This is a genomic window from Kribbella sindirgiensis (assembly GCF_004331435.1).
GTDB lineage: Bacteria > Actinomycetota > Actinomycetes > Propionibacteriales > Kribbellaceae > Kribbella > Kribbella sindirgiensis.
Window position 1 is genome coordinate 239,494 of the sequence record NZ_SJKA01000008.1, and the last position, 26,766, is coordinate 266,259.

The window sequence follows — 26,766 nt, forward strand, 5'->3', positions numbered from 1 at the left end:
GACACACCTGACGAAAGTAGGGGTCGGGACCAGCCGCTCGTCCGATGTGCCGGGGGTGCCCGCATTTCTAGGTTCTAGGTATGAGCGACGCCATCCTGCACTTCGCCGACGAACTGATGTCCTCGTGGTGGATCTACCTCGCGTTGTGGGGTTTCGCCGCGCTGGACGGGTTCTTCCCCGCGATCCCGAGCGAGACCCTGGTCGTCACCGCCGGGGTGTTCGCGGCCGCCTCCGGCGAACCCAATCTGTACGCCGTGATCGTGGTCGCGGCGGTCGGCGCGTTCATCGGCGACCACGTCTCGTACGCCCTCGGCCGCGGCGCCGGCGGCCGACTGCTCGACCGCGTGAAACCCGGCACCAAACGCCACGCCGCCGTCCTGTGGGCCCGCCAGGCCCTCGCCGAACGCGGCGGTCTGGTCCTCGTCGTCGCCCGCTACGTCCCCGGCGGCCGCACCGCGGTCACGTTGACCATGGGCTCGGTCCGCTTCCCGCTCCGACGTTTCACGCCGTACGCCGCTCTCGCCGCCATCAGCTGGGGTGTGTACTGCACGCTGGTCGGCTACATCGGCGGCAAGGCCTTCGAGGACAACCCGTTGAAGGGCGTCGCCCTCGGCATCGGCCTCGCCCTGGCAGTCACCCTCATCGTCGAACTCGTCCGCCACCGCCTCCGCAAGAACCGTCCTGAAAGCGAGTTGAAAGAGCAGGACCGTTCACTGATCGCATGATCAAGCGAATCCTCGCAGCATCGGCGGCCGCGGCCGCCCTCGTGCTTGGCCTGTCCGCCCCGGGTGCGCTCGCTGTCGAGCCGCGGCCGGACAAGGTCTCGGCGTCGAACCAAGCACTGGCCGGCGTGCCGGCGGTCACTCCGAGTCCTGAGATCTGGGAGCGGAAGCGCTGGAGTCAGGCACAAGCCACTGACTGGGTGAACAAGTGCCCGGCCGGGCGGTTCTGCACCTGGATCCGGCACACCGACTCCACCGGCACCACCTACGCGATCTTCCAGTTCTACCGCTGCCAGGTCTACTCGCTGAGCAACTGGCTCGGGACGACCAACTACTTCAACAACCAGACCCGCCGCGTCGAACTGCTCGGCTCGCGCCACGAGCACCTGCGGTACATGTCGGTCGGCAAGAAGTTCATCACCAACTGGGACAACGTCTGGTACATCAACCTCTGCGCCTGAACGCAGTCGTGCGGCGCCGTGTCCGGGACGCGGCGCCGCACGGTGCGTTTCAGCGCGGGTGGTTTCAGCGCGGGGTGTTGAGCGCGGTGGTGATCTGCTCCGAGACCCGGGCGGCCAGTTCCAGGGCGGCTCGGCGGGTGCTGGGCTGCAGGGCCGAGTGGTCGAGCGGGCCTTCGGCGGCGACGTGCATGTCGGTCGGGATGTCGACGACGGCGGCCGCACGCGACTCGAAGTACGGCCGGAGCTGCTTCTCGACCTCCTTGTTCACATCGCCAGGGCCGTTGGAGACCGCGATGATCGCGCGGCGGATCAGCCGCTGCGCCTCCGGGCCCTGGTTGTCGAGCTCCTCCAGCATCTGCACGGCGGCCGCGCAGGACAGGCTCTTCCACTTGATCGGGATGACGAGGGCGTCGGCCGCCTTCATCGCCTCGCGCCAGTTGCTGGAGCCCTCGTTGTTCCCGGTGTCGATCACGAGCACCTTGTAGAACCGGCTCAGCAGACGGTGGATCTGGTCGAAGTCCTTGGCCTCGATCTGCGCGTACGTCGTGGTCGCCGAGGTGAGCACGTCGTACTGACCGGCCACCTGGTGCCGCAGGTACGCCGCGACGTCGCCGAGCCGGGCGTCCGGCTGGGTCAGCATCGGCATCGCCTGCAGCATGTCCGTGACGGTGGACCGCGAGTTCGTGTCGTGGGTCCGCAGGTGCATGTTGCCGCGCAGCTCGTTGTTGTCCCAGGCCACGACGCCGCCGCCACGGGCCTGACCGAGCGCACCGGCCAGCATCAGCGTGGTCGGCGTCTTGCCGGAGCCGCCCTTCGGGTTCGCCACGACGATCGTCACCGGGCGGCGGAAGGCCGTCGCGGCGGTCGCCCGCGCGATCCGCTCGGAACGCTCGGTGGTGCCCGGACGCAGCTTCAGCATGCTCCGCACGCCACGCTCGGCCGGAGCCTCCCGCGGCAACGGCAACGCCTGGATCAGCTCGTCGGCACGGTACGACAGGTTCTGCGGCGGCTGCTGCGCCTGCTGACCTGGGACACCCTGCGGGAAGAAGTGCTGAGCGGCCGGCGACAGCGGCTGACCGCCCTGTCCCTGCTGGGGACCCGGAGCGGGCTGCGGAGGCTGAGCAGGCGGGAACTGGGGTGCCTGCGGCTGCGCGCCCTGGTCCTGCCCGGAGCCGTGGAACGACGAACCGCCGAACACAGGGCTGCTAGGACCGGCCTCGTGAGCGGGAGCCTCCTCGGTGGCTGCCGGCTCAACCTTGTCGTCCTGCTCTTCCGGCTGGCTCCACGACGCGGCACCGGACTCAGCGGCCGGCTGCGTCCACGACGGGGCGGGCGTGCTCGGCTGCGGCTGGGTCCACGGCGCCGGCTGGTCGACGGGCTTGGTCGCAGGTCCGGACCACGCGTCGCCAGGGAACTCCTGCGACAGCGCGTCCGGCTGCTGCTCTTCGGTCTCCTCGACAGGCTGTGCATCCGATTGGGCGTCGGCGGTCTGGCTAGGGTCCGGCTGAGACCAGGAGGGGGTCGGCTGCCACATTCTCCGGACCTCGGCCGCCGCCGCTTCCCGGTCCTTGTGCTGTCCGGAGTTGTGCGAGTCGGTCACGACCTGGATCCCCGTTTCTGTACGAGGGGGCGGGTGGCCCCTGGAGGCTTGCTGGGTGGTCCGGAGAGGTGAGGTCCCCGGGAGGGTCCACTATCCCATGACCCGGTGTCCTCACCACGTCACCACCCGGAGCGTTCGATGTCGGTTCCGCAACCAGTATCCAGGCATGTGCGGACCATGCGTCCCGATGACCCGAAGCGGCCAGATCCACCAGCTCAAGCGCGCTCAGCCCGTCACCAGGCCGGCCTCGTAGGCGACGATCGCCGCCTGGACCCGGTTCTTCACGCCGAGCCGCAGCAGTACGGCGCTCACGTACGCCTTCACGGTTCCCTCGACCAGGTACAGCCGGGCCGCGATCTCGGCGTTCGAGAGCCCCGCACCGACCAGTCCGAGCACCTCCAGTTCGCGGGGAGTCAGTGCGGCGACCTGCTCCTTGGCGGCCGCCGCACGCACCATCGCACCGCCGCCGGACCCCGCACTCAGCTCGGCGATCACCCGCTGCGCGACCTTCGGAGACAGGTAGGCAGCGCCGTCGGCGACAGCCTTCAGCCCCGCGATCAGCTCCCGCGGATCACCGGACTTCAGCAGGAACCCGCTCGCGCCGTCGCCGAGCGCACGGGCGATGTAGGCGTCCTCCGAGAAGGTCGTGAGGATGACGACCGCCGTGTCCGGGACGGTCCGCCGGATCTCCGCGCCGGCCGCCAGTCCGTCCATCCGCGGCATCCGGATGTCCAGTACGGCGACGTCCGGCCGGTGCCGCCGTACCGCCTCGACCGCCTCCACGCCGTCGGCTGCCTCGGCAACGACCTCGATCTCGTCGTCGGTGCCGAGGATCGCGCGGACACCGGCCCGCACCATCGCCTCGTCGTCGGCGAGCATCACCCTGATCATCGGTTGCCTTCCGGGGTCGGTGGGACCGATCCGCTCTGTACGACGGCCTTGGCGACCAGTGCGCCGTTCGCGAAGCACAGGCGGTACACGTAGTTGGTGGAGAACGGAGCGGCCGGTCGGTAGTACCGGCAGCTCCAGTCGGCCGGCGGGTGGTAGCCCTCCCCCGGCGGGTCGATCATCTGCATCCGCGGCAGCACCTTCTCGACGTCTGCTTCGGATTGGCCGATGGTGAGTCCGTCGTACTGCGCGGGTCGCAGGATCGCGCTGTAGCCCGCGACAAGGTAGTAGCCAAGGGCAACCGCGCTGACCACGGCACCCAGGAGAACCGGAGCAGCGATGGCAGTGATCAGGCCACGCTGGGCGCTCCGCCGTACCGTGGCTCGTTCCACGGCGGCAGTGGGTGGCTCCGGTCGGCCTCCAGCGCGCGGCATCGTGGCAGTGACCTGGAAACCACCACCTGGTCGTGGAGCCGCAGTGAATGAACCCCCGGCCAGCCGGACGCGTTCACGCAGACCGTCAAGACCACGCCCACCTGACGGCGCAGCCACCGGCTGACTCGCTCCGGTGTCGGCAACGTCCACCTGTACGTCGTCCTTGTGTGTCGTCACGCTGACTGTCACGGACGCGCCAGGTGCGTGTTTGCTCGCATTCGTCAACGACTCCTGCACCACACGGTGCACGGCACGGTCCACCATCGGTGCCAGTACGCCGTCGACGTCCTCGGTCAGCTGCACCGCCAGACCGGACGCAGCAGCCCGATCCACCAACGCACGCACGGATTCGTCGTGCGGAACGATCGGTGCGTCCTGCTCCCGCAGTACACCGACGATCTCGCCGAGCCGCTCGGTCGCCGTGGCGGCTGACTCGCGTAGCTCACCCGCAGCCCGTCGGTGGGCTTCAGGCAGGGAGGGGTCGAGTTCGAGGGCTGCAGCGCGCAGTGCGATCAGGCTGAGCTCGTGACCGACCGAATCGTGCATGTCCTCAGCGATCCGGGACCTCTCGCGCAGGCGCTCCTGGTCGATCTCCATCTGCTGCTCGCGTTCGATCCGCTCGGCTCGCTCCCAGCCCGCTGAGGCGAGCAAGGCCTGCTGTGCCCGGTAGCGGCCGATCAGCCACGGGAGCACGACCAGGAGTAGTGCCAGCAGAAGCAACAGGAGCCATGTCAGCACGGCCTCTGTCGCCTGAGCTCCCCTACGCACCGTCAGGGCGAGCAGAAGCATCCCGAGCAGCGACCAACTGCACAGCAGGACGAAGTGCTTGAGCTGCGTCTCACGCCGTCCGGCCAGGTAGCTCAGCAGACTGATCGCGGGTACCAGGGCGATCTGCACGCCGTCCGTCGTACCGAGCGCGAAGGCGAGGATGACGATCTGCGTCCACGCCACGACGCCCAGAGCGACCAGAGGCCACCGACGTCGCCCGAAGACCGCAAACGCCAGTACGGCGAGGCAAACCGCACGGAACCAGTACGGGTCCTGCCGCGCACCGCTCTCCGCGAACGTCAGGAGGCTCAGCGCGGCCCACAGCCCCACATCCCCCAGGCGCCGCCACTTCATGGCGTAGACGCTACACAGTCGCACGGCGCGCGCCGTACTGCCGAAAGTCAGGTCTCCGCATCGATCAGCTCGAACGGCACGTACGACAGGTTCGGCACCTGCTCGCCCCGCAGCTGCGCAAGCAGGAGGTCTACGGCACGCTGGCCCATCTCCGTCTGGTTCTGCCGGACATGCAGGTACGGCGGTCCGCCGATGGAGTCACCCGGTGAGTCGAAGCACGCGATCACACGGTCGCCGCCCAGGGCCCGGTCGACCATGCGCGCCAGGTTGTACTCACACGCGAAGTACGCCGTCACTTCGGGCCTCTGCTCGCGGAAGGACCGGATCTTGTCCATGTCCGCACGGACGCTCTCGGTGGTCGTCGAACCGGGCAGAGTGCTCCGCAGGTCGGTCAGCTCGTACGGCTGAGCGAGCTTGTGGCCGGCGAAGGCAGCCCGGAACCCCTCGAGCCGCTCCTCGATCGAGGACGTGTTGACGGCCGGCGGCGAGACGAACGCGATGTGTTCATGCCCCTGGTCCAGCAGCCGCTGTGTGAGAGCCCGGGCGGCGGCCACGTTGTCCGTCAGTACGGCGGACACCGGGATACCGGACAGCTGACGGTCGACCAGTACCACCGGGAAGCCGTCGAGCACCTGCCGCAACAGGCTGGCGTTGTAGAAGTCGCCGTACACCGGGAACACGATCAAGCCGTCCACGGTCGCCACCAGCGAGTCGACGGCCTTCTCCTCATCCGTCTGACGCCCATGAGTACGCCGTACCAGCAGGTGCGCGCCGTGCTCCGCGCAGCGCTCCTCGATGGTGTTGAGGAGGTCCAGCCCGAACGCCTCCGACATCGACGGCACGATGTACGCGATCGAGAGCGTCTCACGCCGTGGGCTAGTGCGGAGCGGCACGGTCAGATCGGTGAGGTCGGGCAGCCGGCGGACGACGAAGGTCCCCTTTCCCCGGATGCGCTCGACCAGACCCGCCTCTCGCAGTACCTCCAAGGCGCGCTTGGACGTGATGCGGCTGACCGTGAACTGGGTGGCCAGCTCCATCTCCGACGGGACCCGGTCCCCCGGCCGCAGCGCGCCGCGGCGAAGCTGCTCCAGCACATGAGCACAGATCCGCTCGTACAGCAGCGCCACAGCACTTCCCCTCGCGAGTTGTCCGGTTGACATATCCAATCATCCACGGGAACTGTCGGTGGGCGGTGGCACCGTGCCGATCATGGACATCGCAGGAAAGGTCGAAGCGGTCACGGATGGCGTCGCCCGCTTCGTGGAGGACGAGTCGCTCACCGGCCGTGTCCTGCTCCTCGAACAAGAAGCGGAACCGCGCCTGCTGAACTAGTGGTGGCGGCCCTCCGTGACTGCCACCATTCCGTCATGACCCGCCCATCGGCCACCGCCTTCGCGGGCCGGCCCGTGATGACTGTCGCGCTCATCGTCGGCGCGGTCCTGACCGCGCTGTCCGGACGCTACGGCTACCACCGCGACGAGCTGTACTTCATGGTCGCCGGGCGGCATCTCAGCTGGGGGTACGTCGACCAGCCGCCGCTGACCCCGTTCATCGCGCGCGTGTCGACGGCCGTCTTCGGCGACACCGTGATGGGGCTGCGCGTGCTGTCGACGCTGAGCACCGTCGCCACGATCGTCGTCGTCGCGCTGATCGCGCGAGAGTTCGGCAGCGAGCGGCGCGGTCAGATCCTGGCGGCCGTCTGCGCCGCGGTGTCCGGCTTCGTCCTCGGCGTCGGGCATTTGGTGTCTACGGCGACGTACGACCTGCTGGCCTGGATGCTGATCGGTCTGTTCGCGGTGAAGTTACTGCGGACGGGCGACGGCCGGTGGTGGCTCGCGCTCGGGTTGACGGCCGGTATCGCACTGGAGAACAAGTACCTCGTCGTGCTGCCGATCGGCGCCCTGCTCATCTCATTGCTGATCATCGGGCCGCGCGGGGTGCTGCGGTCCTGGTGGCTGGTCGTCGGCGTGGCGGTCGCAGGGCTGATCGCGCTGCCGAACGTGCTGTGGCAGTTCCAGCACGACTGGCCACAGCTCACGGTGGCCAACGGCATCAGCGAGGACGACGGCGCCGAGAACCGGATCATGTTCGTCCCGCTCCAGCTCCTGCAACTGTCACCGTTCCTGGTCCCGATCTGGGTGGCCGGCTTCCTGCGGATCTGGCGGCAGCTGCCCTGGGCTCGCTCCGTCGCGCTGGCCTATCCGGTGCTGTGCGTCGTCGTACTCGTGACCGGTGGGAAGTCGTACTACGCGCTACCACTGCTGCTCGTGCTCGTGGCGGCCGGTTGTGAGCCTGCGCTGCGCTGGGTTGATCGTCACCGAACCCAGGGCGTCGTCGGTCTCGTCCTGACGGCCGCGACGTCCGCCGTCTTCACGCTCCCTGTGCTGCCCGCGTCAGCGGCCGACTTCGTCATTCCGGTGAACAAGGAGCAGGGCGAGCAGATCGGGTGGCCGGCGTTCACCGCGTCCGTCGCGAGCGCCTGGCGACAGATCCCATCCCCGGAGCGAGCGACTCTCCTTACCGGCAACTACGGCGAGGCCGGAGCACTCGTGCGCTATGGACCCGCGCACGGCCTGCCGACGCCGTACTCCCCGCACATGAGCTTCTGGGACTGGTCGCGGCCGCCGGACACCAACACCGGCCCGGTGCTGCTCGTCGAGATCGAACGGAACCCCGGCTTCGAGTCGCACTTCCGGGACTGCAACCAGGTCGGCACGGTGGACAGCATCGTCTCGAACGACGAGGACGGCACCGCCCTGGTCGTGTGCAGCGGACCGGCAGAACCGTGGTCCACCGTGTGGCCGAAGGTCCGGCAGTTCTACTGATCGCCCTTACGGTTGGACGTTGTGGACCTCGTTGACCTTCCCGCCGGGCTCGTGTTCTTGCGGGACGACCGCGTCGGCAAACGCTGGCACGTGAACCTGCCCGCGTTCCGTCTGGCCCGGTTCCCGGTGACTCGGGGCGGACTGCCACTCACGGGCGTCAGCTGGTACGACGCGGTTGCCTTGTGCAACCAGTTGTCGTCGGAGGCCGGTCTGCCCGCCGCCTACGCCATCGAGGGCGAGCAAGTGGACTGGGATCAGTCCTCCCCCGGCTACCGCCTGCCCACCGAGGCCGAGTGGCAGTACGCGTGCACCGCCGGTACACCCGGCTACCGGTACGGCCCGCTCGACGAGATCGCCTGGTACGCCGAGAACTCCGACGGCCATCCGCATCCCGCCGGACTGCGTACGCCGAACGCGTGGGGGCTGCACGACATGCTCGGCAACGTGTGGGAGTGGTGCTGGGACCTGTACGACCCGGAGGTCTACGGCTCGTACCGAATCTTCCGTGGTGGCGGTTTCGCGGACGAGGAGCGCTCTCTCGGCTCCACGGTCCGCCGGCGATCGCATCCGACGTTCGCGATCGAGGACCTGGGATTCCGGGTCGCGCAGTCAGTCGGCTGACGGTTTGAGGGCGAGCTTGCCGACCGTGGCGCGGGCCTCGAGTTCGGCCAGGGCCTTCGGGCCGTCGGCGAGGTCGTAAACGGTCGGGCGGCCGGGTGGATACACACCCGCGTTGATCAGTTCGTCGAGCTCGTCGAGGACCTCGGCGAACAGCTCGGGCGCGTGCCTGATCGTGGTGGTCAGGTGCTGGCCGATCACGTGCACCGGGTGCTTGAAGTTGAGCTCCCAGTTGCTGATCGACGACTCACCCGCCGCGGCGCCGATCACCACGACCTTCCCGGTCACCCAGCGCGCGACCTCGACGCTCTGCCGGAACGTCTCGCCGCCCACGGATTCGAGCACGATGTCGGCACCACGCCCGCCCGTCAACCGACGTACCTCGGCCACCAGGTCGGCGGCCCCGATCACATGATCCGCGCCAAGCCGCCGTACGACGTCATGCTTGGACGCGGACGCGGTGGCGATCACCGTCGCGCCGTAGTGCTTGGCGATCCGGACCGCAGCCTGCCCCACACCACCGGCGGCGGCGTGGATCAGCACGGTGTCGCCCGCGGTCAGTTGTCCTAGGCGGAGAGATGCGAGAGCGGTTGCCCAGTTCAGGACCAGGCCGAGGGCCTCGTCGTCGCTCCAGCCGGCGGGGACCGGTACGACGGCATTCGCGGGCATCAGCATGTACTCCGCGAACGCGCCGGCACCCGTACCGATCACGTGGTCGCCGAGCGCCACCTTCGTCACGTTGTCCCCCAGGGCGACGATCGTCCCGGCTGCCTCGAAGCCCGCGAGGTACGGCGGCTTCGGACCGCCGTCGTACGTGCCTCGTGTCTGCATCACGTCGGCGAAGTTCACCCCCGCCGCACCGACTTTCACGAGCACTTCCCCCGGCCCCGCTACCGGCACTGCGACCTCCACGAGCCGCATCGCTCCCGGACCGTCCAACGAAGGCTGTTCCAGCGCCCGCACGACTTCACCATCCTCTGATTTGTTTGATGCTGATCGTACACCTGTTCGCTGTTGGTCGAACTGTTGGCGCGAAATCCGGTCGCTCTCGAACGACGAGGGCAGCTAGCTTGCCGGAATGGAGCTGCCACTCATCACCCCCCGGCTGGCGCTCCGCTGGCCGATCGAGTCCGACTTCCAGACCCTCGTCGAACTGTGGACCGACCCCCGCGTCGCCCGCTTCATGGACGACTTCGGCCCCCGCGACGAACCCGCCGTCCGCGAATGGCTGGACCTCCACGCCAGCGGCACCAACCGGGACGGCACCCACCTCCAACTGATCCTCACCCGCCGAACCGACGCCACCCCCGTCGGCTGGCTAGGCCTGGGCGCCAGCGAAGACCCCACCGCCGACTGGAGCTTCGGCTACGCCATCCACCCCACCCACCGAACCAACGGCTACGCCACAGAAGCCCTAACCGCCGCCCTAACCCACCTGGACGTAACAGTCTGGGGCGAATGCCACCTCACGAACGCAGCCTCAGCCCACGTAATGCACTCCGCCGGCATGCAAGAACTACCCCCCACCACCAGCCGCCGCTTCCTCCACGCGAGGGGGCAGTCGGACGCGTGGTGAGTGACCCGCGAACCCGACCCACGCGGGTGAGCTAACTGCCCAACCCAACCACCGCAGCCGAGCGAAGCGAAGGCGCCCACGCACGGGGCAGTTGGACATGTGGTGAGTGACCCACGAACCCGACCCACGCGGGTGAGCGAACTACCCAACCCAACCCCCGCAGCCGAGCGAAGCGAAGGCGCAAGGGGGTGCGGGTGGCGGAGCCCCCGCCGCGCGGCAAGCGAAGCGCAGCCGCACAAATGACGAAGGCGAGCCGCTCCGCGCATTCCGCGGACACGACTCGCCATCGCCTTCGTGGACGATACTGGGATCGAACCAGTGACCTCTTCCGTGTCAGGGAAGCGCGCTACCGCTGCGCCAATCGTCCAAGGGAACCTGGTGGGGTTCTCGAGGTGGAGACGGGATTCGAACCCGTGTACACGGCTTTGCAGGCCGTTGCCTCGCCTCTCGGCCACTCCACCACTGAGGCTGTTCGACATTTGAGGGTGTTGGCCTGCCGAACCCTCTCCGAGCGGACGACCGGGTTCGAACCGGCGACCTCAACCTTGGCAAGGTTGCGCTCTACCAACTGAGCTACGTCCGCACTGCGACCGGTTTTCGGTGTCTCCGGCGCGAGAAGAACATTAGCCCATCTCCGCCTGAGTTCAAAAACGGGGGTCCCCGGTCCGTCGACGTACCGTCATCAACTGCTCACCTTCGGACTCCCGCCCGGACTCCCGCGCGGACCGGGATCACCTGCGCACTAAGGTGTTCCGCGGAAGGAGCACCACATGCGTATCTGGCTCAACGGCGCGTTGCTGGACGACGAGGCGACGGTCTCGCCGCTGGATCACGGGCTGACCACCGGCGACGGCGTTTTCGAGACGATCAAGATCGAGAGCGGCCGGCCGTTCGCGGTCCGGCGGCATCTCGACCGGCTGGTCCGTTCGGCGGTCGGGCTCGGCCTCCCGGCGCCGGACGTCGCGGCGATCGAGTCCGGTATCGACGCGGTGGTCGCGGCGGATCCTGGGATCCCGTTCGGGCGGTTGCGGATCACGTACACGGGCGGCGTCTCTCCGCTGTCGTCGGACCGCGGTACGTCGGGCCCGACGGTCGTGATCGCGACGCAGGAGATCAAGCGCCCGTCGCCGGTGTCGGCGATCGTCACGGTCCCGTGGGTGCGCAACGAACGCAGCGCGGTCGCCGGCCTGAAGACCACGTCGTACGCCGAGAACGTCCGCGCGCTCGCCTACGCGAAGGAGCGCGGCGGCAGCGAGGCGATCTTCGCGAACACGATCGGCAACCTCAGCGAAGGCACCGGCTCGAACATCTTCTGCGTGTACGACGGCGAACTCGTCACACCGACGCTGGCGTCAGGCGCCCTGGCCGGCGTCACTCGCGGCCTCGTCCTCGAATGGTTCGGCGGCGTCGAGCGCGACGTACCACTGGAGCACCTGTTCGACGCGGAGGAGATCTTCCTCACATCCACCACCCGCGACGTCCAGGCCATCCACCGCGTAGACGACCATGCCCTCCCCGCCCCCGGCACAATCACCGCCCAGGTCACCAAAATCTTCACCGAACGCTCGCTCGAAAACCCGAACCCGTAACCCGCCCTTTCCGGAACATAACTGCCACCAACCGCACAAAACCTTCCGGAAAGAGCACCGGCCGGCGCCGACCGGCCCACCGCCACCGAGCCCGTTTCCAACGCGAGGGGATAACCCCGCGCGTTGGGGGTTCTCCCCTGGTACACCAACAGAGAACCCCCAACGGCAAGGGTTATCCGTTCGCGTTGGCGCGCCGGGTCGACCGGCCCTCAGGTGCAAACCGGTGGTGCGTGTGGTGGGACGTGTGGCGTGGGACCGCGTGGCCGCCGGTTCGGTTACTCGCCCGAGGCCTTGCGGCGTTCGCGGTAGGCGGCTACGTGCAAGCGGTTGCCGCAGGTGCGGGCGTCGCAGTAGCGCTTGGAACGGTTGCGGGACAGGTCGATCAGGGCGTCGTCGCAATCCGGCGCCTCACATCTGCGGAGGCGTTCACGCTCGCCCGCCGAAATCACCTGCGCCAGCGCGATCCCGCACTCCACCGTGATCCGGCACGCCAACGACGCACCCGCACGGGAATAGTGGATGTGCCACGGGTGCCCGTCGTGGTTGGTCAGCCGCGGAGTCGACGTACCGCGCGCGATGATCGCGTTGATCATCGACGCCGCCGACGCGTCCGAATCCGTGGTGAACACCGGCGCGAACAACGGCCGCAGATCGCGGACCTCGGCCAGGTCCTTCTCCGTCAGCGTGTCGACCGCACTGAACTCCCGTTCCTGGACGAACTTCTCCAGTTCCTCCAGAGTCTCCAGCGAATCGACCTGGCTGTTCGGCCCGGGCATCGTGTTGACCAGCCGGACCAGCGTCCCGAGCGCCTGCTCGGTGTCGTGCGAGAAAGTCACAATCACGTCTCCAACGTGACGGGGTCTCCGTCCTGCAGCAAGAGTAGCCCGGCCCGATTAGATCGTCGCTTCATCATGCGCTATGGTTTCACCCGCAACACCACACAAGAAACATCAGCACCACCCCGGGCGATTGGCGCAGTGGTAGCGCGCTTCGTTCACACCGAAGAGGTCACTGGTTCGAACCCAGTATCGCCCACGAAGGCGATGGCGAGTCGTGTCCGCGGAAAGCGCGGAGCGGCTCGCCTTCGTCATTTGTGCGGCTGCGCTTCGCTTGCCGCGCGGCGGGGGCTCCGCCACCCGCACCCCCCCTTGCGCCTTCGCTTCGCTCGGCTGCGGTGGTTGGGTTGGGTAGTTCGCTCACCCGCGTGGGTCGGGTTCGTGGGTCACTCACCACACGTCCAACTGCCCCGTGCGTGGGCGCCTTCGCTTCGCTCGGCTGCGGTGGTCGGGTTAGGCAGTTAGCTCACCCGCGTGGGTCGGGTTTCGCGGGCCACTCACCACGCGTCCAACTGCCGCGCGGGTGGAGGCCTTCGCTTCGCTCGGTTCCGGGGTTGGGTTGGGCGGCTCGCTCGCCGGCGTGGGGTGGGTGAGCCCGGGGTGTTGGGCACCCCGGGCTCGTTGGCTCTGCCCCGGTTGGAGGGATGGGGCGGGGTCTTGTTTACGGGTCGATGACGATGGTGCAGGTGTAGGTGCCCGGGGGCAGGTTGGTTGCTGAGGTTGAGCCGTCGCCGTTCGTTCCGGTGGTGCCGGTGGCTACGGTGCCGGTGGGGCCGGTGCAGACCATGGTTGAGGCGGTGCCACCGTCGATTTGTGAGTTGACGGAGACGGAGAGGTCGGTCAGCGGGGTGTTGCCGAAGGTGACGGTTTCACCTGTGTACGGCGTGGCGGTGCAGCTTGCCACGTTGTCCACTACGACTGTCTTTGTGAGTGGACCGTCGGCGACGTAGCCGGTCGGTAGGGTCTCGGTGACCGAGTAGCTGCCGAACTGCAGGTTGCCGAAGCACGTCTCGCCGTTGGCGTCGGTGGTCTGGGTGACGCCGTTCACGGTGAAGGGGACGCCTGCGTGCGGATGTGAGCCAGGCCCGTCGGCCGCGTGCTTCCTCGTCTTGGTGACCTTGATCGCGCCGCAGCTGGCGAGGTTGAGCGGTGCGGGAGCGATGAAGTCCTTCAGCGCCGCGGTGAACGAGTCGGACGACCGGCTCTTCAGGTACGCGCTACCGAACGACACGCATGGATCCGTGCCGCCGCCGAGCGCCGAGAAGTCGATCGACGCCTCACCGAACGTCCGCGACGACACCACGTTCGGGGACGTGGCCAGGCCGTCGGAGTCGGCTGCCGGGATCGCCGTGGTGTTGATCGACCCGGTTGCGTCGCCCTGCGCCGAAAGGTTCTGCTTGTCGCTCCAGCAGGGCAGGCTGTTCGAAGCCTCGCATGCCGAGGTCGGCCCGGTGGTCAGCCAACGGGACAGGAAAAGCACCGGGTTGGTGCCGCCCTGTGACAGGTCGTACTGGATCAGTACGTCGCCTGCGGTCCGGACCGGAGTAATGCCGTTGGCACTGGTGGTCAGGGACTTGTTGAACTCGAAGTCCATGTTGGTGGTTCCGGACGGCTCCTGCACGCGGTGCCAGAACAGGTGCAGGAAGTCGGTGGTCGCGGTGTCCTCCAGGTAGACACCGAAGTTGAGCAGGTCGCTCTTGTTCGGCGGGATGCTGCCGTCGACGACCGTCGGCACCGCCGTGTCCTCCTTGGTGCCCTGGCCGAACGAGTCGTCCGTGGCACCGGTGGGTTTGTCTGCCTTCCGAGTCTCGGTGACGGAGGCCCAGTCGATCGACGGCGCCGCGTCGTCGACCTTGAGGTTCGCGTCGGTGTCGATCTCGAAATTGCTGCCCGCCAGACTGACCTCGGGATGCGAGGCCGCTGCGGGAGATACGATCAGGGCGCTTGCCACCAGCAACAGCCCCGCGGCCCAGACCAGCGGCCGCCGCATCCTGCGTGAAGTGCCGGCCCGCGAGCCGGCGTCCAACGAAGACGTCATTGTCTTCCCCCTCGGAGATCCAGATCCCGGACCGGGCATCGGCCGGGTGGTCTCCTCACGGCGAGGCGCGCGCGTAGCCCTCCCTACGCGGCCGGTGCGTCCCCATCCCCCGAGGCAGGGTCGCACACCAGCCCCCCAGCCGGCCGCGTCGCCAGAATTCCGCTGTTGACGCTACGCCCGCGAGAGCCGCCGTACAACGGTTGATCACGGCCACTACCGCCACGGCCCGACCGGCCACGCCGCGTGCCGTAGCAGGGCGAAATCGCGCGATGACAACAGGTCTGCGCGCGCGTCAAACGAGCCAGATCCCGTTGTCCAGCAGGACGCGGTCCTTGAGTTCGTTGACCTCGCGCCAGGCCTGGACCTTCGTCGGCGTGACCCGGAAGAACGGGTAGTTCGCCAACGGACGCGGGTCGAAGCCGGCCTTCGCCGCGAACGCGTCGCCCTCGGCCTCCGACACCTCGACGACCGCAACCGTGCCGGCCACATGGATCACGTCACGCACCTCCCCCAGCGTCAGCTGTACGACGGGATTAGTCAGCAGGTTCCGCGCCGTCGGGTTCGTCCGCGCTGTCGACAGCAGCAGCGTGCCGTCGCTCCACAGGAACGAGAGCGGCATCAGGTACGGCGTACCGTCGAGCGAGGCCGTGGACACCCAGGCGTCGACGTCCTTCTCCAGACGGTTCAGGACGTCCTGCTTGCGGACCTCCAACGGGCGGGCCTCTGCCGTCATCGCTCACTCCTCTGTCACATCTGGTGCTCGTACTCCGTCAATCGCATGACGGCGCTCGGCCGGTCAGTGTGACAGGTGAAGGATGTGGTCGGAATGGGCGGGGACGACTGGCTCGCGACGCGGTTCGAGCACAACCGGGACCGGCTGCGAGCTGTCGCGTACCGGATCCTGGGCTCCGAACCCGAGGCCGAGGACGCGGTCCAGGAGACCTGGATCCGGCTGAGTCGCAGCGACACCGCGACGATCGACAACCTCGGCGGCTGGCTGACGACCGTGGTCGGGCGGATCTGCCTGGACATGCTGCGGACCCGGCGCGGGCGGCCCGAGCTGCCGGTCGGCGACCACTCCCCGGGCCTGGCGGACGACGTCGTACCGGATCCCGAGCTCGAAGCAGTACAGGCCGATTCGGTCGGGCTAGCACTGCTAGTGGTTCTCGAGACGCTGTCGCCGGCCGAGCGGCTCGCGTTCGTCCTGCACGATCTGTTCGCCGTACCGTTCGAGGACATCGCGCCGATCATCGGCAAGTCGCCCGCCGCCGCGCGTCAGATCGCCAGCCGGGCGCGCCGGCGGGTCCGCGGTACGCCGGAACCGACCGACGTCGACGTGGTGCGGCAGAAGGAGGTCGTCACCGCCTTCCTCGCCGCGGCGCGGGGTGCGGACTTCTCGGCGCTGTTGAACGTGCTCGACCCGGAGGTCGTCGTACGAAGCGACGCGGGCGCAGCGGCCTACGGCGGTACGCCGGGGCTCGCGGGAGCCGACCGGGTGGCGCAGGAGTTCTCCGGGCGCGCGGCCGCGGCGAAGCTGGTGCTCGTCGACGGAATGCCTGGCCTGGTGTGGATGCAGCGCGGTGAACCGCTGGTTGTGTTCTCTTTCACCGTGGTCGACGGGCGTGTCGCCGCGATCGATCTCCGGGGCGATGCGGAGTACCTCGAAAACGTCGATCTGGTGTCGTTGAAGGGGTGATCGAACGGCGTGGCGAGTGGACAGGATCGATGGGACTCGTGTGACGGATGGGGTGCGATTCAGGCTCGACCCGACCCGGTGAAATCGGGTTTTTGTCCGGGCGGAAAGTGCGCTACTGTTCTGCTCTCGCACCGAGCGGAAACGCCCCGGAGCGCAGTGCGGACGTAGCTCAGTTGGTAGAGCGCAACCTTGCCAAGGTTGAGGTCGCCGGTTCGAACCCGGTCGTCCGCTCGGAGAAGATTCGGCAGGCCACCGTCCTCAGTGGCGGATCGGCCACACGGTGGAGTGGCCGAGAGGCGAGGCAACGGCCTGCAAAGCCGTGTACACGGGTTCGAATCCCGTCTCCACCTCGAGGACGATTGGCGCAGCGGTAGCGCGCTTCCCTGACACGGAAGAGGTCACTGGTTCGATCCCAGTATCGTCCACGAAGGCGATAGGCGAGGTGTGTCGCGCAGATTCCTGCGCTGACCGCCTCGCCTTCGTCATTTGTGCGGCTGCGCTCCGCTTGCCGCGAGCGGGGGCTCCGCCACCCGCGCCCCTTCGCGCCTTCACTTCGCTCGGCTCCCGTGGTCACCTCCGGCAGTCACCGGCCCGTTCGTCAGCACTCGGCTCAGGCTGTTGCTGAATCGATTATGCAGGCTCAGAATTCATCTCGTCGCCCGTTACTCATTTCCGTCGACGCCGGAATCGATGTGACGGATATCCGCCCACCCGGACAGACCTCTCCGGGTTCGACGAAGGAGGATCCATGACCAGATCACGGAAGACGTCGCTGCTCGCGACGGCATTGGCACTCGCACTGACGGTCACCGGAGCGGTCGCGCCGGGCGCTCCCGGCGCAACCGCAGCGCCGGCGTCCACCGGCTCATCGTCGTTCAGCCTGGCCGACCCGAGCACCGTGCAGGCCATCGACGGCACTTACGTCACCTATGGCACGACCGTCGGCTCCGGTGCCGGCCCCCGCTGCGGCGCCCAGAGCGGCGTCACCTTGTACGTACCCTTCCTCAACCACGGATCGGGTGACACGGTCAGCATGTCGGACTGCGTCGCCGGCGACGCGCTCCCCTCCGGCCCGGGTTCGTGGGCGGTGGACAACGGCGCTGTCTGGGCGCCCGGTGTGACACAGTTCAACGGCACCTACTACATGTACTACACGGCGACAAAGGCCGGCACCAGCCAGAAATGCATCGGCCTGGCCACCTCAGGCGGAGCCAAGAGCCCCTTTACCAACAAGGGTATCTGGGCTTGTCCCGGCGGCGGCCGGTGGGCCATCGACCCGAACCCGTTCGTTGCCAACGGCAAGCTCTACGTCGCCTATCGCGACGACGCGATCACCTCTTACCCGGAGACCGGCATCTCCATCGTCCAGGTCGGCTCCGACGGCTTCGCGCTCTGGAACACCCGCCGCGACGCACTGAAAAGCACCGATCTGGTCTGGGACACCGTCAATGACTCCGGCAGCACCCATGTCATCGAGAATCCTTCGATCTTCGTCGGCGGAGCTGGGCACTACTATCTGCTGTTCTCCGGCAACAACTGGAACAGTGCCCGCTACGCGACCGGCATCGCCGACTGCGGGACCAATCCGATTCCGTCCAGCCGTTGCACTCTCTTGAAAGACGGCGCCAACCAGCCCTACTTCGGTTACACAGGCAGCGGAGGGCTCGGGCCGTACCGAGGGCTGCCCGGCAACCACACCGGCCCCGGCGCCATGGCCGCCTTCTCCACCGAAGGCAACCGCCGGTGCGTCGTCTGGGCCTGGTACGACACCGCGACCGGCAAGCGCCACCCGATCATCGGGGAGCTGAAGCTCGACTCCAGCGGCTTCTACGTCGAATGAACCGACCGGCGATCCACCGGCCGGCCCAACGGCCGCCGGCGTCCTCGGCACGATCTGTTGCCCACCTCTGTCCAATCATTCACCTGACAGGAGTCCGACCATGACGAGCAAGATAAGCAGGCGCAGGGCGCTCACCCTCGGCGGCGGCGTGCTCGCCGGTGCCATCGCGGGCACGGGTACCGCATCGGCGGCCACCGATTGGTTCCGCCTGCCGGTGATCACGGCGAACGTCGGCCGGGACAACCTCGGAGCCCGGGACGCCGCGTTCGACGCCGTACGCAACGCCGACGGCGAGAACCGGCCGCTGGTCTGCTTCCAGGAGATCAGCGAGGGCGATACCGGCGAGGAAGCGATGATCGACCACTACTTCGGCCCTCTGTACACCAAGGCGTTCCTGCGCCACGAGACGTCCTTCCGGATCCCGATCTGCGTCGGTAGGCCGTGGGTCGTCGTTTCCAGCCGGACCGAGCGCGCGCACGGCGGTATTCCCGGCGTGACGCCACCCCGCTGGTTCAACGAGGTCGTCGTCCGGCACGAGGACCATCCGTCCGTCGAGTTCGCGGTGCTCAATACCCACTACATCGCGAACGCGTTCAACGGCGACCAGCGCACGGACCTGCGCGACGAGTGGTGGCTGATGCGGGACATCCACAAGGCCAGGGCACGCGCGCACCACAACGCGGGCAGGCTGGTGATCTGGGGTGCGGACACCAACCGCCCGGACTTCGGTACCGCGTCGGACCTGGCCGCTGAGCAGAAGGCGTTCGGCACCGGCATCGACCGCCTGCACTGGTTGCCCGGCGACGGTTCCGTGCAGATCACCCTGAACACCACCAGGACCGTCAACATGAACGTCGACGCGCATGACGCCCGCCTAGCCATCTTCCACGTCCGCGCCGTCTGACGCCGATCCTGTCGTCGCGCTACCCGCAGATTGGAGGGGTCGAAGGTCCGCGGCAGTCCGCCCCTTCGGCCCCTGCCTGCTAGCGTGATCGCATGGCCAGGCGAGTCACCTTGATCGACGTCGCTCGGCACGCGGGGGTGTCACGAACCACTGCCTCGTACGTCCTCACCGGCGCAGGCCGGGTGTCGACAGCCACCCGGGAGCGAGTGCAGGCGTCGATCGAGACGCTCGGGTACGTCTACAACGAGGGCGCGGCATCACTGCGGCGTAAGGGCCGGACCATCGGGGTGATCGTGCCCAACATCGACCGGCCGTTCTTCGGCGAGGTCCTGAGCGGGGTGGAGTCGACCTTCACCGCCAGCGGGTATATGGCGCTCATGGTGTCGACGCGCGATCGGCTCGACCAGCAGGCACGGCTGCTGCGGATGCTGCGGGAGCACCAGGTGGCGGCACTGGCGATCATTCCGGCGACGGGCAGCAACCATGACCTCGTCAGCAGCATTCGTTCATGGGATGTACCCACCGTCTTCCTGAGCCGGTACGTCCTCGGGGCCACCGAGCCGTATGTCGGCTCCGACGAGGTGCTGGGTGGCTATCTGGCGGCCGACCATCTCGTTCGCGCGCACCGGTGCCGATCCATCACCTATCTCGGCGGTCCCAAGCTCGGCGTCGCGCGGATCGATCGGCTCACGGGCGTCCATCGGGCCTTGGCCGAGTCCGGATCCGAGGTCAACCTCGTCGACCTGACCTGCGAGTCCACCGTGGAGGCCGGCATCCGGGCCGGACACGAACTGGCCGGCAGCGGGCTGCCGGACGGCATCATCTGCCACAACGACACCGTCGCGCTGGGCGTCGCCCGGGCCCTCTTCGACGCGGGCCACGCGGGGGCCACGCGGATCATCGGCTACGACGACATCGCCACCGCTCAGGCATCGATACCGTCCCTGACGAGTGTCGCGACCAACGGCCGCCTCCTCGGTGAGACGGCCGCGAGCGCTTTGCTCGCGGTCATCTCCGGTGCGGAGCCGGCCGTACGGTCGCACCTTGCGGAGCCTCAACTGATCGTCCGCGAATCCTGCGGCGACCACGCTTGACCCACGCCGAACGGATTTACATCCGCAGGTACGAGCCGCCGTTGAAATCGAGAACCGTCCCGGTCGCGAACTCGGCCTCACGCGACGCCAGGTACAGAATCGCGGCCGCGACCTCCGACGGGTCGGCCACGCGCTCGAGCGGGCTCTCCAGCCGCCGCCGGTCGTACCCGTCACCGGCCAGGTTCACCGCGGCCATGTCGGTGACCGTCCAGCCCGGCGCGATCGCGGTCACCGCGATCCCCTCCGGCCCCAGCGCCCGCGCCAGCGACTGCGTGAACGAGACGATCGCCGCCTTCGAGGCGCCGTACGCGGGCTGGTTCGGCTCGCCGCGGAAGGCGCCGCGCGAGGACACGTTCACGATCCGCCCGCCGCGCGACATGTGCCGCACCGCGCACCACGTGACGTTGGACGGGCCTACGAGATTCACTGCGAGTGTGTCCGCCCAGGCCTGCTGCCATTCGGCGTACGTCGTCTCGCGGATCCGGTGCGGGTGGTACACGCCGGCGTTGTTCACGAGTACGTCGATTCCGCCCAGCGCGGCTGCGGCGTCCGACACCATCGCCTCGATCGCCGTCGGATCCGCCAGATCCGCCTGCACCGTCAGATGCCCCGACCCCGGCAGCTCCTTCAGCACCTGCGCCGCGGCGTCCGCGGAGGCGCTGTAGTGGATGGCCACCCGGTCACCCGCAGCAGCGAACGCCCGCGCCGCCGCCGCACCGATCCCCCGCGAAGCCCCTGTCACCAGCACCGATCGGTTCATACAACCGATCCTTTCACTGCAGAGACGAAGCCGAAGCAGGGGGGCTACGGTCGCGGCTTCCACTCCCTGCGGTAGGACTTCGCCGCCCGAACCCATTCCTTCTTCGCCTCGTTCCGCAGCCGGATGTCGGTGCGACGAGCCATGTACGCCGCCTCACGTTGCAGCTTCACCCAGCTGTCGTAGCGCCGGTACGGCAGCGACCCGTCCTCCAGCGCGGCCTGGACCGCACACCCCGGCTCCATCACATGTGAGCAGTCCTTGAACTTGCACTGCTCCGCCAACGCCGTGATGTCCGGAAAAGCCGCGGCGATGCCCTCACCGCTCTCCTGCAGACCGATCCCCCGCAGCCCAGGTGTGTCGATCACGACCCCGCCCTGGGGCAGCGCGATCAGCTCGCGCCGTACCGAGGTGTGCCGGCCCTTCCCGTCCTCGCGGATGTCCTGCACATCCAGCAGCTCCACACCCGCCAGTGCGTTCACCAGCGACGACTTGCCGGCGCCGCTGGAACCTAGCAGCGCTAGTGTCGCGTTCCCGTCCAGCAGCGCCCGTACGTCGTCCATCCCCGCGCCGGTGGTGGCGCTGCAAACGAGTACGTCGGCACCGGGCGCGGCGACCGCGACGTCCTCGGCCACCGAATCGGCGTCCCCGACGAGGTCGGACTTCGTCAGGACGACGACCGGTCGCGCACCGCTCTCCCAGGCCAGCGCGAGGAACCGCTCGATGCGGACGATGTTCGGCTCCGGGACGAGTCCGACGACGATCGCGATCACGTCGACGTTCGACGCGAGCACCTGGCCGCGCGACGAGCCGCCGACCTCCGCCCGGACAATCGTCGTACAGCGCGGCAGCACCGACTCGAGCGTGATCCGGTCGTCGGGCCAGAACCGCAGGACGACCCAGTCCCCTGTGCAGGGGCCGGCCTGCGCGTCGGCGGCGATCTCGGCGAGCAGCGCCCCGGACCAGCTGGCGCGGACCGGACCGTCCCCGGTGAAGACCGTCGCCAGACCCTTGTCGACCCGGGCGACGCGTCCCGCGACGAGGTCGTCGGGGACGGTTTGCAGAAACTCGGCCGTGGAACTGTCGAGTCCCAGGGCCTGAAGCGTGGCTGACATGCGGCGAACCTTTCAGAGGGTCCGGCCGCGAGATCAGCTCAGCGGACGGACGGTACGGGAGACAACGGCCCACCGGGCCTCTTGCAAGCTCATGAGCGGGTGCCTCCCTTCCGAATCCCAGCGGTCCCGAGCCGGAACCGTGTGTCGCGATGCCGTCAGCCTAGGTCGTCGGTGTCACTCTGCGCACCGGATTTTCCGACCGACGCGGGCTTCCGCGCGGCCTCAGGCTCAACTTGAGCTTCAGGCTCACGCTCAGGTCGAGGCGCAGCGGAGGGTGCGACCTTCCGGGGCCGCTGGGCCAGCTTCTCCACTTTCCGTCCGACAGCCGCCTCCGGGCGCTCCTCCGACTCCGCGGGCGTCGGCACGTAGCCCTCCTCGTGGTGCGGGTCCGGCTCGGCCTTCATCACCGGCTCGACCTCTTCGGCAGCCTCGGTCTCCTCGACGGGCTCCGCCTGCTGGACCTCGGTGACGTGCGCCTTGTGCGGCCACAGCCGGTCCACGACCGCGTTCAGCGCCGCACCGATCAGTACGGCGATGGCGGTCATGTAGAGCCACATCAGTACGGCGATCGGCGCCGCCAGCGGGCCGTAGATCGACGTACCGCCGACGGTGCTCTGCAGGATCCACCGGAGCACGAAGCTGCCGAGGATCCAGATCGACAGCGCCAGGAACGACCCGGGCAGGTCCGAGACCCACGGCGTCCGGATCGGGACCGAGAGGTGGTACAGGGTGTTCAAGAAGCCCGCGGACAGGATCGTGACCACAGGCCAGTACAGCTGGTTCAGGAAGTCCAGCCGGTGCGGCAGGAGCGCGTCGACCGCGTCGGGTCCGGCCAGCACCAGCGGCAGGACGATCACGCCGATCACCAGCGCCGCGCAGTACAGCGAGAACGACAGCGCCCGGGTGCGGACGATGCCGCGCTTGCCGCCCATCCCGTACATGATCGTGATGGTGTCGACGAAGACGTTCAGCGCGCGGCTGCCGGACCACAGCGCCAGCACGAAACCGATCGAGATGACGTCCGGCCGGCCGCCGTTCAGCACCTGGTCGAGCGTCGGGGCGATGACGTTCTTGATCGAGTCGTCGGTCAGCGCCCGGGCGGCCAGGTCGACGATCTGCTGCTTGATGTCGTTGATCGTCTCGACCTCGAACCACTTGCTCGCGATGTAACCGAGCGAGCCCGCCAGCCCGAAGATCAGCGGCGGCAGCGAGAGGATCGCGAAGAACGCCCCCTCGGCCGCGAGTCCGGTGACCCGGTAGCGCAGACAGACGCCGATCGTCTGGGTGAGCAGCTTCCAGGTCGTCGCGGGGACCCTGCGAACCCATGCCAATGAGAGGGAGCTCCCACCAGTGGGTCCTGCCCCAGAACGTGCCATACCGCTTACCGTACTGACATGGCGGACCCATTCGCGGTAACGAATCAGGCTCCCCCACTGCGGGGCGTGAACTTCTTCACCCGGGACACGGCTCTCGGTGACGCTCTGCGTCCGTACGTCGACCTCACCGGCGATCCCGGTCTGCACCGGATCGGCGAGCTCGCGGGGTCCGAGGAGGCGCTCTCCAACGCTCTCCCGGCGAACCAGAACCCGCCGGTGCTGCGCACCCACGACCGCTACGGGAACCGGATCGACGAGGTCGAGTTCCACCCGTCGTGGCACTGGCTGATGGAGCAGGCTGTCGGCTTCGGGCTCCAGGCGGCGCCGTGGACCAGCGAGCGCCCGTCGCCGCACCTCACCCGCGCGGCCGGGTTCTACCTGTGGTCGCAGGTCGAGCCGGGCCACGGTTGCCCGATCTCGATGACGTACGCCGCCGTGCCCGCTTTGAGGGCGGACGAGCAACTGGCGAAGGAGTGGATCCCGCAGTTGGCGTCCACGCAGTACGACGTACGCCGGCTGCCGGCCGCCGCGAAGAACGGCGTACTGGCCGGGATGGGGATGACCGAGAAGCAGGGCGGTTCCGACGTTCGGGCGAACCTCACGACCGCGACCCCCGCCGGCGATGTGTACCAGCTGAACGGGCACAAGTGGTTCTGCTCGGCGCCGCAGGTGGATCTGTTCCTCGTCCTCGCGCAGGCGCCGGACGGGCTGAGCTGCTTCGTCGTACCGCGGGTTCTTGCCGACGGCAACCGGAACCCGTTCGCGCTGCAGCGCCTGAAGGACAAGCTCGGCAACCGCTCGAACGCCTCCAGCGAGGTCGAGTTCCACGGCACGATCGGGTACCGCCTCGGCGACGAGGGCGCCGGGGTGCGCACGATCATCGAGATGGTGGCGGCGACCCGGCTCGACTGTGTGCTCGGTTCGGCGGCGCTCCAGCGGCGTGCGCTGGTCGAAGCGATCTGGCACACCCGGCACCGATCGGCCTTCGGCGGGTTGCTGGCGGACAAGCCCGCGATGCAGAACGTGCTGGCGGACCTGGCGATCGAGAGCGAGGCGGCAACAGCCCTCGGCATGCGCCTCGCCGCAGCAGTCGATGCGGCGCTCGGGGGTGATGCGCAGGCAGCGGCCTTCAGGAGGATCGCGTTGCCGCTGGCCAAGTTCTGGGTCTGCAAGCGGACGCCGTTCATGGTCGCGGAGGCGCTGGAGTGCCTCGGCGGCAACGGGTACGTCGAGGAGTCCGGGCTGCCGCTGCTCTACCGCGAGTCGCCGCTGAACTCGATCTGGGAAGGGTCGGGGAACGTCAACGCGCTCGACGTACTGCGGGCCCTGCGCCGACCCGAGTCGCTCGAGGCCTGGCTGACCGAGATGGCCGCCGTGCAGGGGGCGGATACGCGGTTGGATGCGGCGGTGAACGACGTACTGCAAGCGCTTGCTGACATCGAGAACGCCGAAGCCGGGGCTCGCAGACTGGCCGCCCGGATGGCCCTGTGCCTGCAGGCTTCCTTGCTGATCCGGCATTCCACACCGGCCGTTGCGGACGCGTTCGTCGCATCTCGATTGGCCGGCGACTGGGGTGGTGTGTTCGGCACGTTGCCGCGGACGACACCCTTCGGGCAAATCGTCGAGCGCACGATAGGGTGAGCCTCGTCGCGACTGGCGCGCTGAAGGTGGAGAACCACCGGGGAGCGAAACCCGTCGGCACCGTGCGCCTGGGTGCCTTCGACCCACTGCAAACCGCAGGAGAGACAACGATGACTCAGTCCTTCGACGCGGCCGCCGCGTCGGCCGCGTACAACAACGCGCTGCAGGTGATCGCCGCGGTGGAGCCCACCATCGCCGGCGCGATCAGGTCCGAACTCGCCGACCAGCGGTCCTCGCTGAAGCTGATCGCGAGCGAGAACTACGCCTCCCCCGCCACCCTGCTCACGATGGGCAACTGGCTGTCGGACAAGTACGCCGAGGGCACCATCGGGCACCGCTTCTACGCCGGCTGCCAGAACGTCGACACCGTCGAGCAGACCGCCGCCGACCACGCCCGCGAACTGTTCGGCGCCCCGCACGCCTACGTTCAGCCGCACTCCGGGATCGACGCGAACCTGGTCGCGTTCTGGGCGATCCTGGCGCAGCGGATCGAGTCCCCGGCGCTGGCCGAGGCCGGCGCCAAGCACGTCAACGACCTGACCGACGAGGACTGGACCAAGCTCCGCAAGGCGCTCGGCGACCAGAAGATGCTCGGTATGTCGCTGGACGCGGGCGGTCACCTGACGCACGGCTTCCGGCCGAACATCTCCGGCAAGATGTTCAACCAGCACTCCTACGGCACCGACCCGTCGACCGGTCTGCTGGACTACGACAAGGTCGCCGAGGCCGCCCGCGAGTTCAAGCCGCTGATCCTGATCGCCGGCTACTCGGCGTACCCGCGCAAGGTGAACTTCGCCAAGATGCGCGAGATCGCCGACGAGGTCGGCGCCACCCTGATGGTCGACATGGCGCACTTCGCCGGCCTGGTCGCGGGCAAGGTCTTCACCGGCGACTTCGACCCGGTCCCGCACGCGCACGTCACCACCACCACGACCCACAAGTCGCTGCGCGGTCCGCGCGGCGGCATGGTGCTCTGCCAGCCGGAGTACGCCGACTCCGTCGACCGCGGCTGCCCGATGGTCCTCGGCGGTCCGCTCAGCCAGACGATGGCCGCCAAGGCGGTCGCGCTGGCCGAGGCGCGGCAGCCCTCGTTCCAGACCTACGCGCAGGCCGTCGCGGACAACGCGGTGACGCTGGCCGAGGGCCTGATGAAGCGCGGCGTGAAGCTCGTGACGGACGGCACCGAGAACCACCTGGTGCTGCTGGACGTCTCGTCGTACGGCATCACCGGCCGGCAGGCCGAGTCCGCCCTCCTGGACGCGGGCATCGTCACCAACCGGAACGCCGTACCGCGTGACCCGAACGGCGCCTGGTACACCTCCGGCGTCCGGATCGGTACGCCGGCGCTCACCACGCGCGGCTTCGGCGGCGACGAGTTCGACCGCGTCGCCGAGCTGATCGTCGACGTCCTGTCCTCCACGACACCGACGACGACCGCTGCGGGCGCCCCGTCCAAGGCGAAGTACGTCCTCGCCGACGGCGTCGCCGACAAGACCAAGGCCGCCTCGGCCGAGCTGCTCGACAAGTTCCCGCTCTACCCGGGCCTCGAGCTCAGCTGACCCACTCCGACAGCGCCCGCTCCTGGATATCCGGGAGCGGGCGCTGTTCTGGTCAGGCGCCCTGCGTGGCCCTGA

At 68.4% G+C, this 26,766-nt stretch carries 24 protein-coding genes, 7 tRNA genes and 1 riboswitch; of the genes, 17 read left to right on the forward strand and 14 right to left on the reverse strand.

Annotation, left to right across the window (positions count from 1 at the left end):
• The first annotated feature begins 80 nt into the window (after positions 1-80).
• Positions 81-725: a DedA family protein gene (locus E0H50_RS24470; protein WP_131292510.1), complete on the forward strand. Its 645-nt coding sequence runs from the start codon at positions 81-83 to the stop codon at positions 723-725.
• The gene (locus tag E0H50_RS24475; RefSeq protein ID WP_131292512.1) at positions 722-1,183 is read left to right on the forward strand and encodes a hypothetical protein; all 462 of its coding nucleotides are present in this window, start codon (positions 722-724) and stop codon (positions 1,181-1,183) included. The genes E0H50_RS24470 and E0H50_RS24475 overlap by 4 nt, the downstream gene beginning before the upstream one ends.
• Before the next feature lie 64 nt (positions 1,184-1,247).
• Here the strand turns inward: E0H50_RS24475 and E0H50_RS24480 are convergent, their stop codons facing one another.
• From E0H50_RS24480 to E0H50_RS24495, 4 genes are all read right to left on the reverse strand, one after another.
• Positions 1,248-2,783 (reverse strand): MinD/ParA family ATP-binding protein, encoded by a 1,536-nt coding sequence (locus tag E0H50_RS24480; protein WP_131292515.1) that lies wholly within the window; start codon positions 2,781-2,783, stop codon positions 1,248-1,250.
• A 225-nt stretch (positions 2,784-3,008) separates the two neighbouring features.
• Positions 3,009-3,674 carry a response regulator transcription factor gene (locus E0H50_RS24485; RefSeq protein ID WP_131292518.1) on the reverse strand — a complete coding sequence of 222 codons (666 nt, stop codon included), beginning with the start codon at positions 3,672-3,674 and terminating at the stop codon, positions 3,009-3,011.
• On the reverse strand, positions 3,671-5,227 hold the full coding sequence (locus E0H50_RS24490; RefSeq protein ID WP_131292521.1) for a sensor histidine kinase: 1,557 nt from the start codon (positions 5,225-5,227) through the stop codon (positions 3,671-3,673). The genes E0H50_RS24485 and E0H50_RS24490 overlap by 4 nt, the downstream gene beginning before the upstream one ends.
• 47 nt (positions 5,228-5,274) lie before the next feature.
• A complete protein-coding gene (locus E0H50_RS24495) occupies positions 5,275-6,354 on the reverse strand; it encodes a GntR family transcriptional regulator (protein ID WP_131292524.1) in 1,080 nt (359 codons plus the stop codon).
• Between the two features lie 82 nt (positions 6,355-6,436).
• Here E0H50_RS24495 and E0H50_RS44250 point away from each other — a divergent pair, with 82 nt between their 5' ends.
• The 3 genes from E0H50_RS44250 to E0H50_RS24505 are packed head-to-tail and all read left to right on the forward strand — an operon-like array spanning position 6,437 to position 8,673.
• Entirely contained in the window at positions 6,437-6,559 is a 123-nt protein-coding gene (locus tag E0H50_RS44250; protein ID WP_272948517.1) for a hypothetical protein, read from the forward strand.
• A 35-nt stretch (positions 6,560-6,594) separates the two neighbouring features.
• Positions 6,595-8,052: an ArnT family glycosyltransferase gene (locus E0H50_RS24500; RefSeq protein ID WP_131292527.1), complete on the forward strand. Its 1,458-nt coding sequence runs from the start codon at positions 6,595-6,597 to the stop codon at positions 8,050-8,052.
• Positions 8,053-8,073: 21 nt separating this feature from the next.
• Positions 8,074-8,673 (forward strand): formylglycine-generating enzyme family protein, encoded by a 600-nt coding sequence (locus tag E0H50_RS24505; RefSeq protein ID WP_131292531.1) that lies wholly within the window; start codon positions 8,074-8,076, stop codon positions 8,671-8,673.
• Here E0H50_RS24505 and E0H50_RS24510 read toward each other — a convergent pair.
• Positions 8,662-9,591, reverse strand: coding sequence for a zinc-binding dehydrogenase (locus E0H50_RS24510; RefSeq protein ID WP_131292534.1), 930 nt, complete (start codon positions 9,589-9,591; stop codon positions 8,662-8,664). The two genes, E0H50_RS24505 and E0H50_RS24510, sit on opposite strands and share 12 nt — an antisense overlap.
• A gap of 157 nt (positions 9,592-9,748) precedes the next feature.
• On the opposite strand from E0H50_RS24510, the gene E0H50_RS24515 reads away from it, so the two are divergent.
• Positions 9,749-10,246: a GNAT family N-acetyltransferase gene (locus tag E0H50_RS24515; RefSeq protein WP_131292537.1), complete on the forward strand. Its 498-nt coding sequence runs from the start codon at positions 9,749-9,751 to the stop codon at positions 10,244-10,246.
• 295 nt (positions 10,247-10,541) lie between these two features.
• Here E0H50_RS24515 and E0H50_RS24520 read toward each other — a convergent pair.
• The 3 genes from E0H50_RS24520 to E0H50_RS24530 all read right to left on the reverse strand — a co-directional run bounded on the left by E0H50_RS24520 (position 10,542) and on the right by E0H50_RS24530 (position 10,829).
• Positions 10,542-10,613, reverse strand: a tRNA-Val gene (locus E0H50_RS24520).
• A 23-nt stretch (positions 10,614-10,636) separates the two neighbouring features.
• Positions 10,637-10,707 (reverse strand) — tRNA-Cys (locus tag E0H50_RS24525).
• A gap of 49 nt (positions 10,708-10,756) precedes the next feature.
• Positions 10,757-10,829, reverse strand: a tRNA-Gly gene (locus E0H50_RS24530).
• A 187-nt stretch (positions 10,830-11,016) separates the two neighbouring features.
• Here E0H50_RS24530 and E0H50_RS24535 point away from each other — a divergent pair.
• The gene (locus tag E0H50_RS24535) at positions 11,017-11,835 is read left to right on the forward strand and encodes an aminotransferase class IV (protein ID WP_131292540.1); all 819 of its coding nucleotides are present in this window, start codon (positions 11,017-11,019) and stop codon (positions 11,833-11,835) included.
• A 275-nt stretch (positions 11,836-12,110) separates the two neighbouring features.
• Here E0H50_RS24535 and E0H50_RS24540 read toward each other — a convergent pair whose 3' ends face one another.
• Positions 12,111-12,677, reverse strand: coding sequence for a CGNR zinc finger domain-containing protein (locus E0H50_RS24540; RefSeq protein ID WP_238151180.1), 567 nt, complete (start codon positions 12,675-12,677; stop codon positions 12,111-12,113).
• Positions 12,678-12,798: 121 nt separating this feature from the next.
• Here E0H50_RS24540 and E0H50_RS24545 point away from each other — a divergent pair.
• Positions 12,799-12,870 (forward strand) — tRNA-Val (locus tag E0H50_RS24545).
• 462 nt (positions 12,871-13,332) lie between these two features.
• Here E0H50_RS24545 and E0H50_RS24550 read toward each other — a convergent pair.
• Together E0H50_RS24550 and E0H50_RS24555 are read right to left on the reverse strand one after the other, a co-directional pair.
• Entirely contained in the window at positions 13,333-14,709 is a 1,377-nt protein-coding gene (locus E0H50_RS24550; protein ID WP_131292543.1) for a SpaA isopeptide-forming pilin-related protein, read from the reverse strand.
• A 292-nt stretch (positions 14,710-15,001) separates the two neighbouring features.
• Positions 15,002-15,442 carry a pyridoxamine 5'-phosphate oxidase family protein gene (locus E0H50_RS24555; protein ID WP_131292546.1) on the reverse strand — a complete coding sequence of 147 codons (441 nt, stop codon included), beginning with the start codon at positions 15,440-15,442 and terminating at the stop codon, positions 15,002-15,004.
• A 75-nt stretch (positions 15,443-15,517) separates the two neighbouring features.
• Here E0H50_RS24555 and E0H50_RS24560 point away from each other — a divergent pair, with 75 nt between their 5' ends.
• The 7 genes from E0H50_RS24560 (at position 15,518) to E0H50_RS24590 (ending at position 20,243) form a co-directional block, all read left to right on the forward strand.
• Entirely contained in the window at positions 15,518-16,405 is an 888-nt protein-coding gene (locus tag E0H50_RS24560) for a sigma-70 family RNA polymerase sigma factor (protein ID WP_337590386.1), read from the forward strand.
• Between the two features lie 158 nt (positions 16,406-16,563).
• Positions 16,564-16,636: transfer RNA gene (locus E0H50_RS24565), tRNA-Gly, on the forward strand.
• Between the two features lie 48 nt (positions 16,637-16,684).
• Positions 16,685-16,755, forward strand: a tRNA-Cys gene (locus E0H50_RS24570).
• Between the two features lie 3 nt (positions 16,756-16,758).
• Positions 16,759-16,830: transfer RNA gene (locus E0H50_RS24575), tRNA-Val, on the forward strand.
• A gap of 323 nt (positions 16,831-17,153) precedes the next feature.
• Positions 17,154-18,245: a family 43 glycosylhydrolase gene (locus E0H50_RS24580; RefSeq protein WP_131292548.1), complete on the forward strand. Its 1,092-nt coding sequence runs from the start codon at positions 17,154-17,156 to the stop codon at positions 18,243-18,245.
• Positions 18,246-18,345: 100 nt separating this feature from the next.
• Positions 18,346-19,149, forward strand: coding sequence for a hypothetical protein (locus E0H50_RS24585; protein WP_131292551.1), 804 nt, complete (start codon positions 18,346-18,348; stop codon positions 19,147-19,149).
• A gap of 92 nt (positions 19,150-19,241) precedes the next feature.
• Positions 19,242-20,243, forward strand: coding sequence for a LacI family DNA-binding transcriptional regulator (locus tag E0H50_RS24590; RefSeq protein WP_131292554.1), 1,002 nt, complete (start codon positions 19,242-19,244; stop codon positions 20,241-20,243).
• A gap of 16 nt (positions 20,244-20,259) precedes the next feature.
• Here E0H50_RS24590 and E0H50_RS24595 read toward each other — a convergent pair whose 3' ends face one another.
• The 3 genes from E0H50_RS24595 to E0H50_RS24605 form a co-directional block, all read right to left on the reverse strand.
• Positions 20,260-21,003, reverse strand: a complete 744-nt coding sequence (locus E0H50_RS24595; RefSeq protein WP_131292557.1) for an SDR family NAD(P)-dependent oxidoreductase — start codon at positions 21,001-21,003, stop codon at positions 20,260-20,262.
• Positions 21,004-21,047: 44 nt separating this feature from the next.
• Positions 21,048-22,115 (reverse strand): ribosome small subunit-dependent GTPase A, encoded by a 1,068-nt coding sequence (rsgA, locus tag E0H50_RS24600; protein WP_131292560.1) that lies wholly within the window; start codon positions 22,113-22,115, stop codon positions 21,048-21,050.
• Positions 22,116-22,270: 155 nt separating this feature from the next.
• Entirely contained in the window at positions 22,271-23,446 is a 1,176-nt protein-coding gene (locus E0H50_RS24605; RefSeq protein ID WP_238151181.1) for a YihY/virulence factor BrkB family protein, read from the reverse strand.
• A 63-nt stretch (positions 23,447-23,509) separates the two neighbouring features.
• Between E0H50_RS24605 and E0H50_RS24610 the strand changes: the two genes are divergently transcribed.
• Positions 23,510-25,132 carry an acyl-CoA dehydrogenase family protein gene (locus tag E0H50_RS24610; protein ID WP_131292566.1) on the forward strand — a complete coding sequence of 541 codons (1,623 nt, stop codon included), beginning with the start codon at positions 23,510-23,512 and terminating at the stop codon, positions 25,130-25,132.
• A riboswitch (ZMP/ZTP riboswitch) is annotated at positions 25,131-25,213 on the forward strand. It overlaps the preceding gene by 2 nt.
• Positions 25,214-25,242: 29 nt before the next feature.
• Positions 25,243-26,691 (forward strand): glycine hydroxymethyltransferase, encoded by a 1,449-nt coding sequence (locus E0H50_RS24615; protein ID WP_131292569.1) that lies wholly within the window; start codon positions 25,243-25,245, stop codon positions 26,689-26,691.
• The last annotated feature ends 75 nt before the right edge of the window (positions 26,692-26,766 follow it).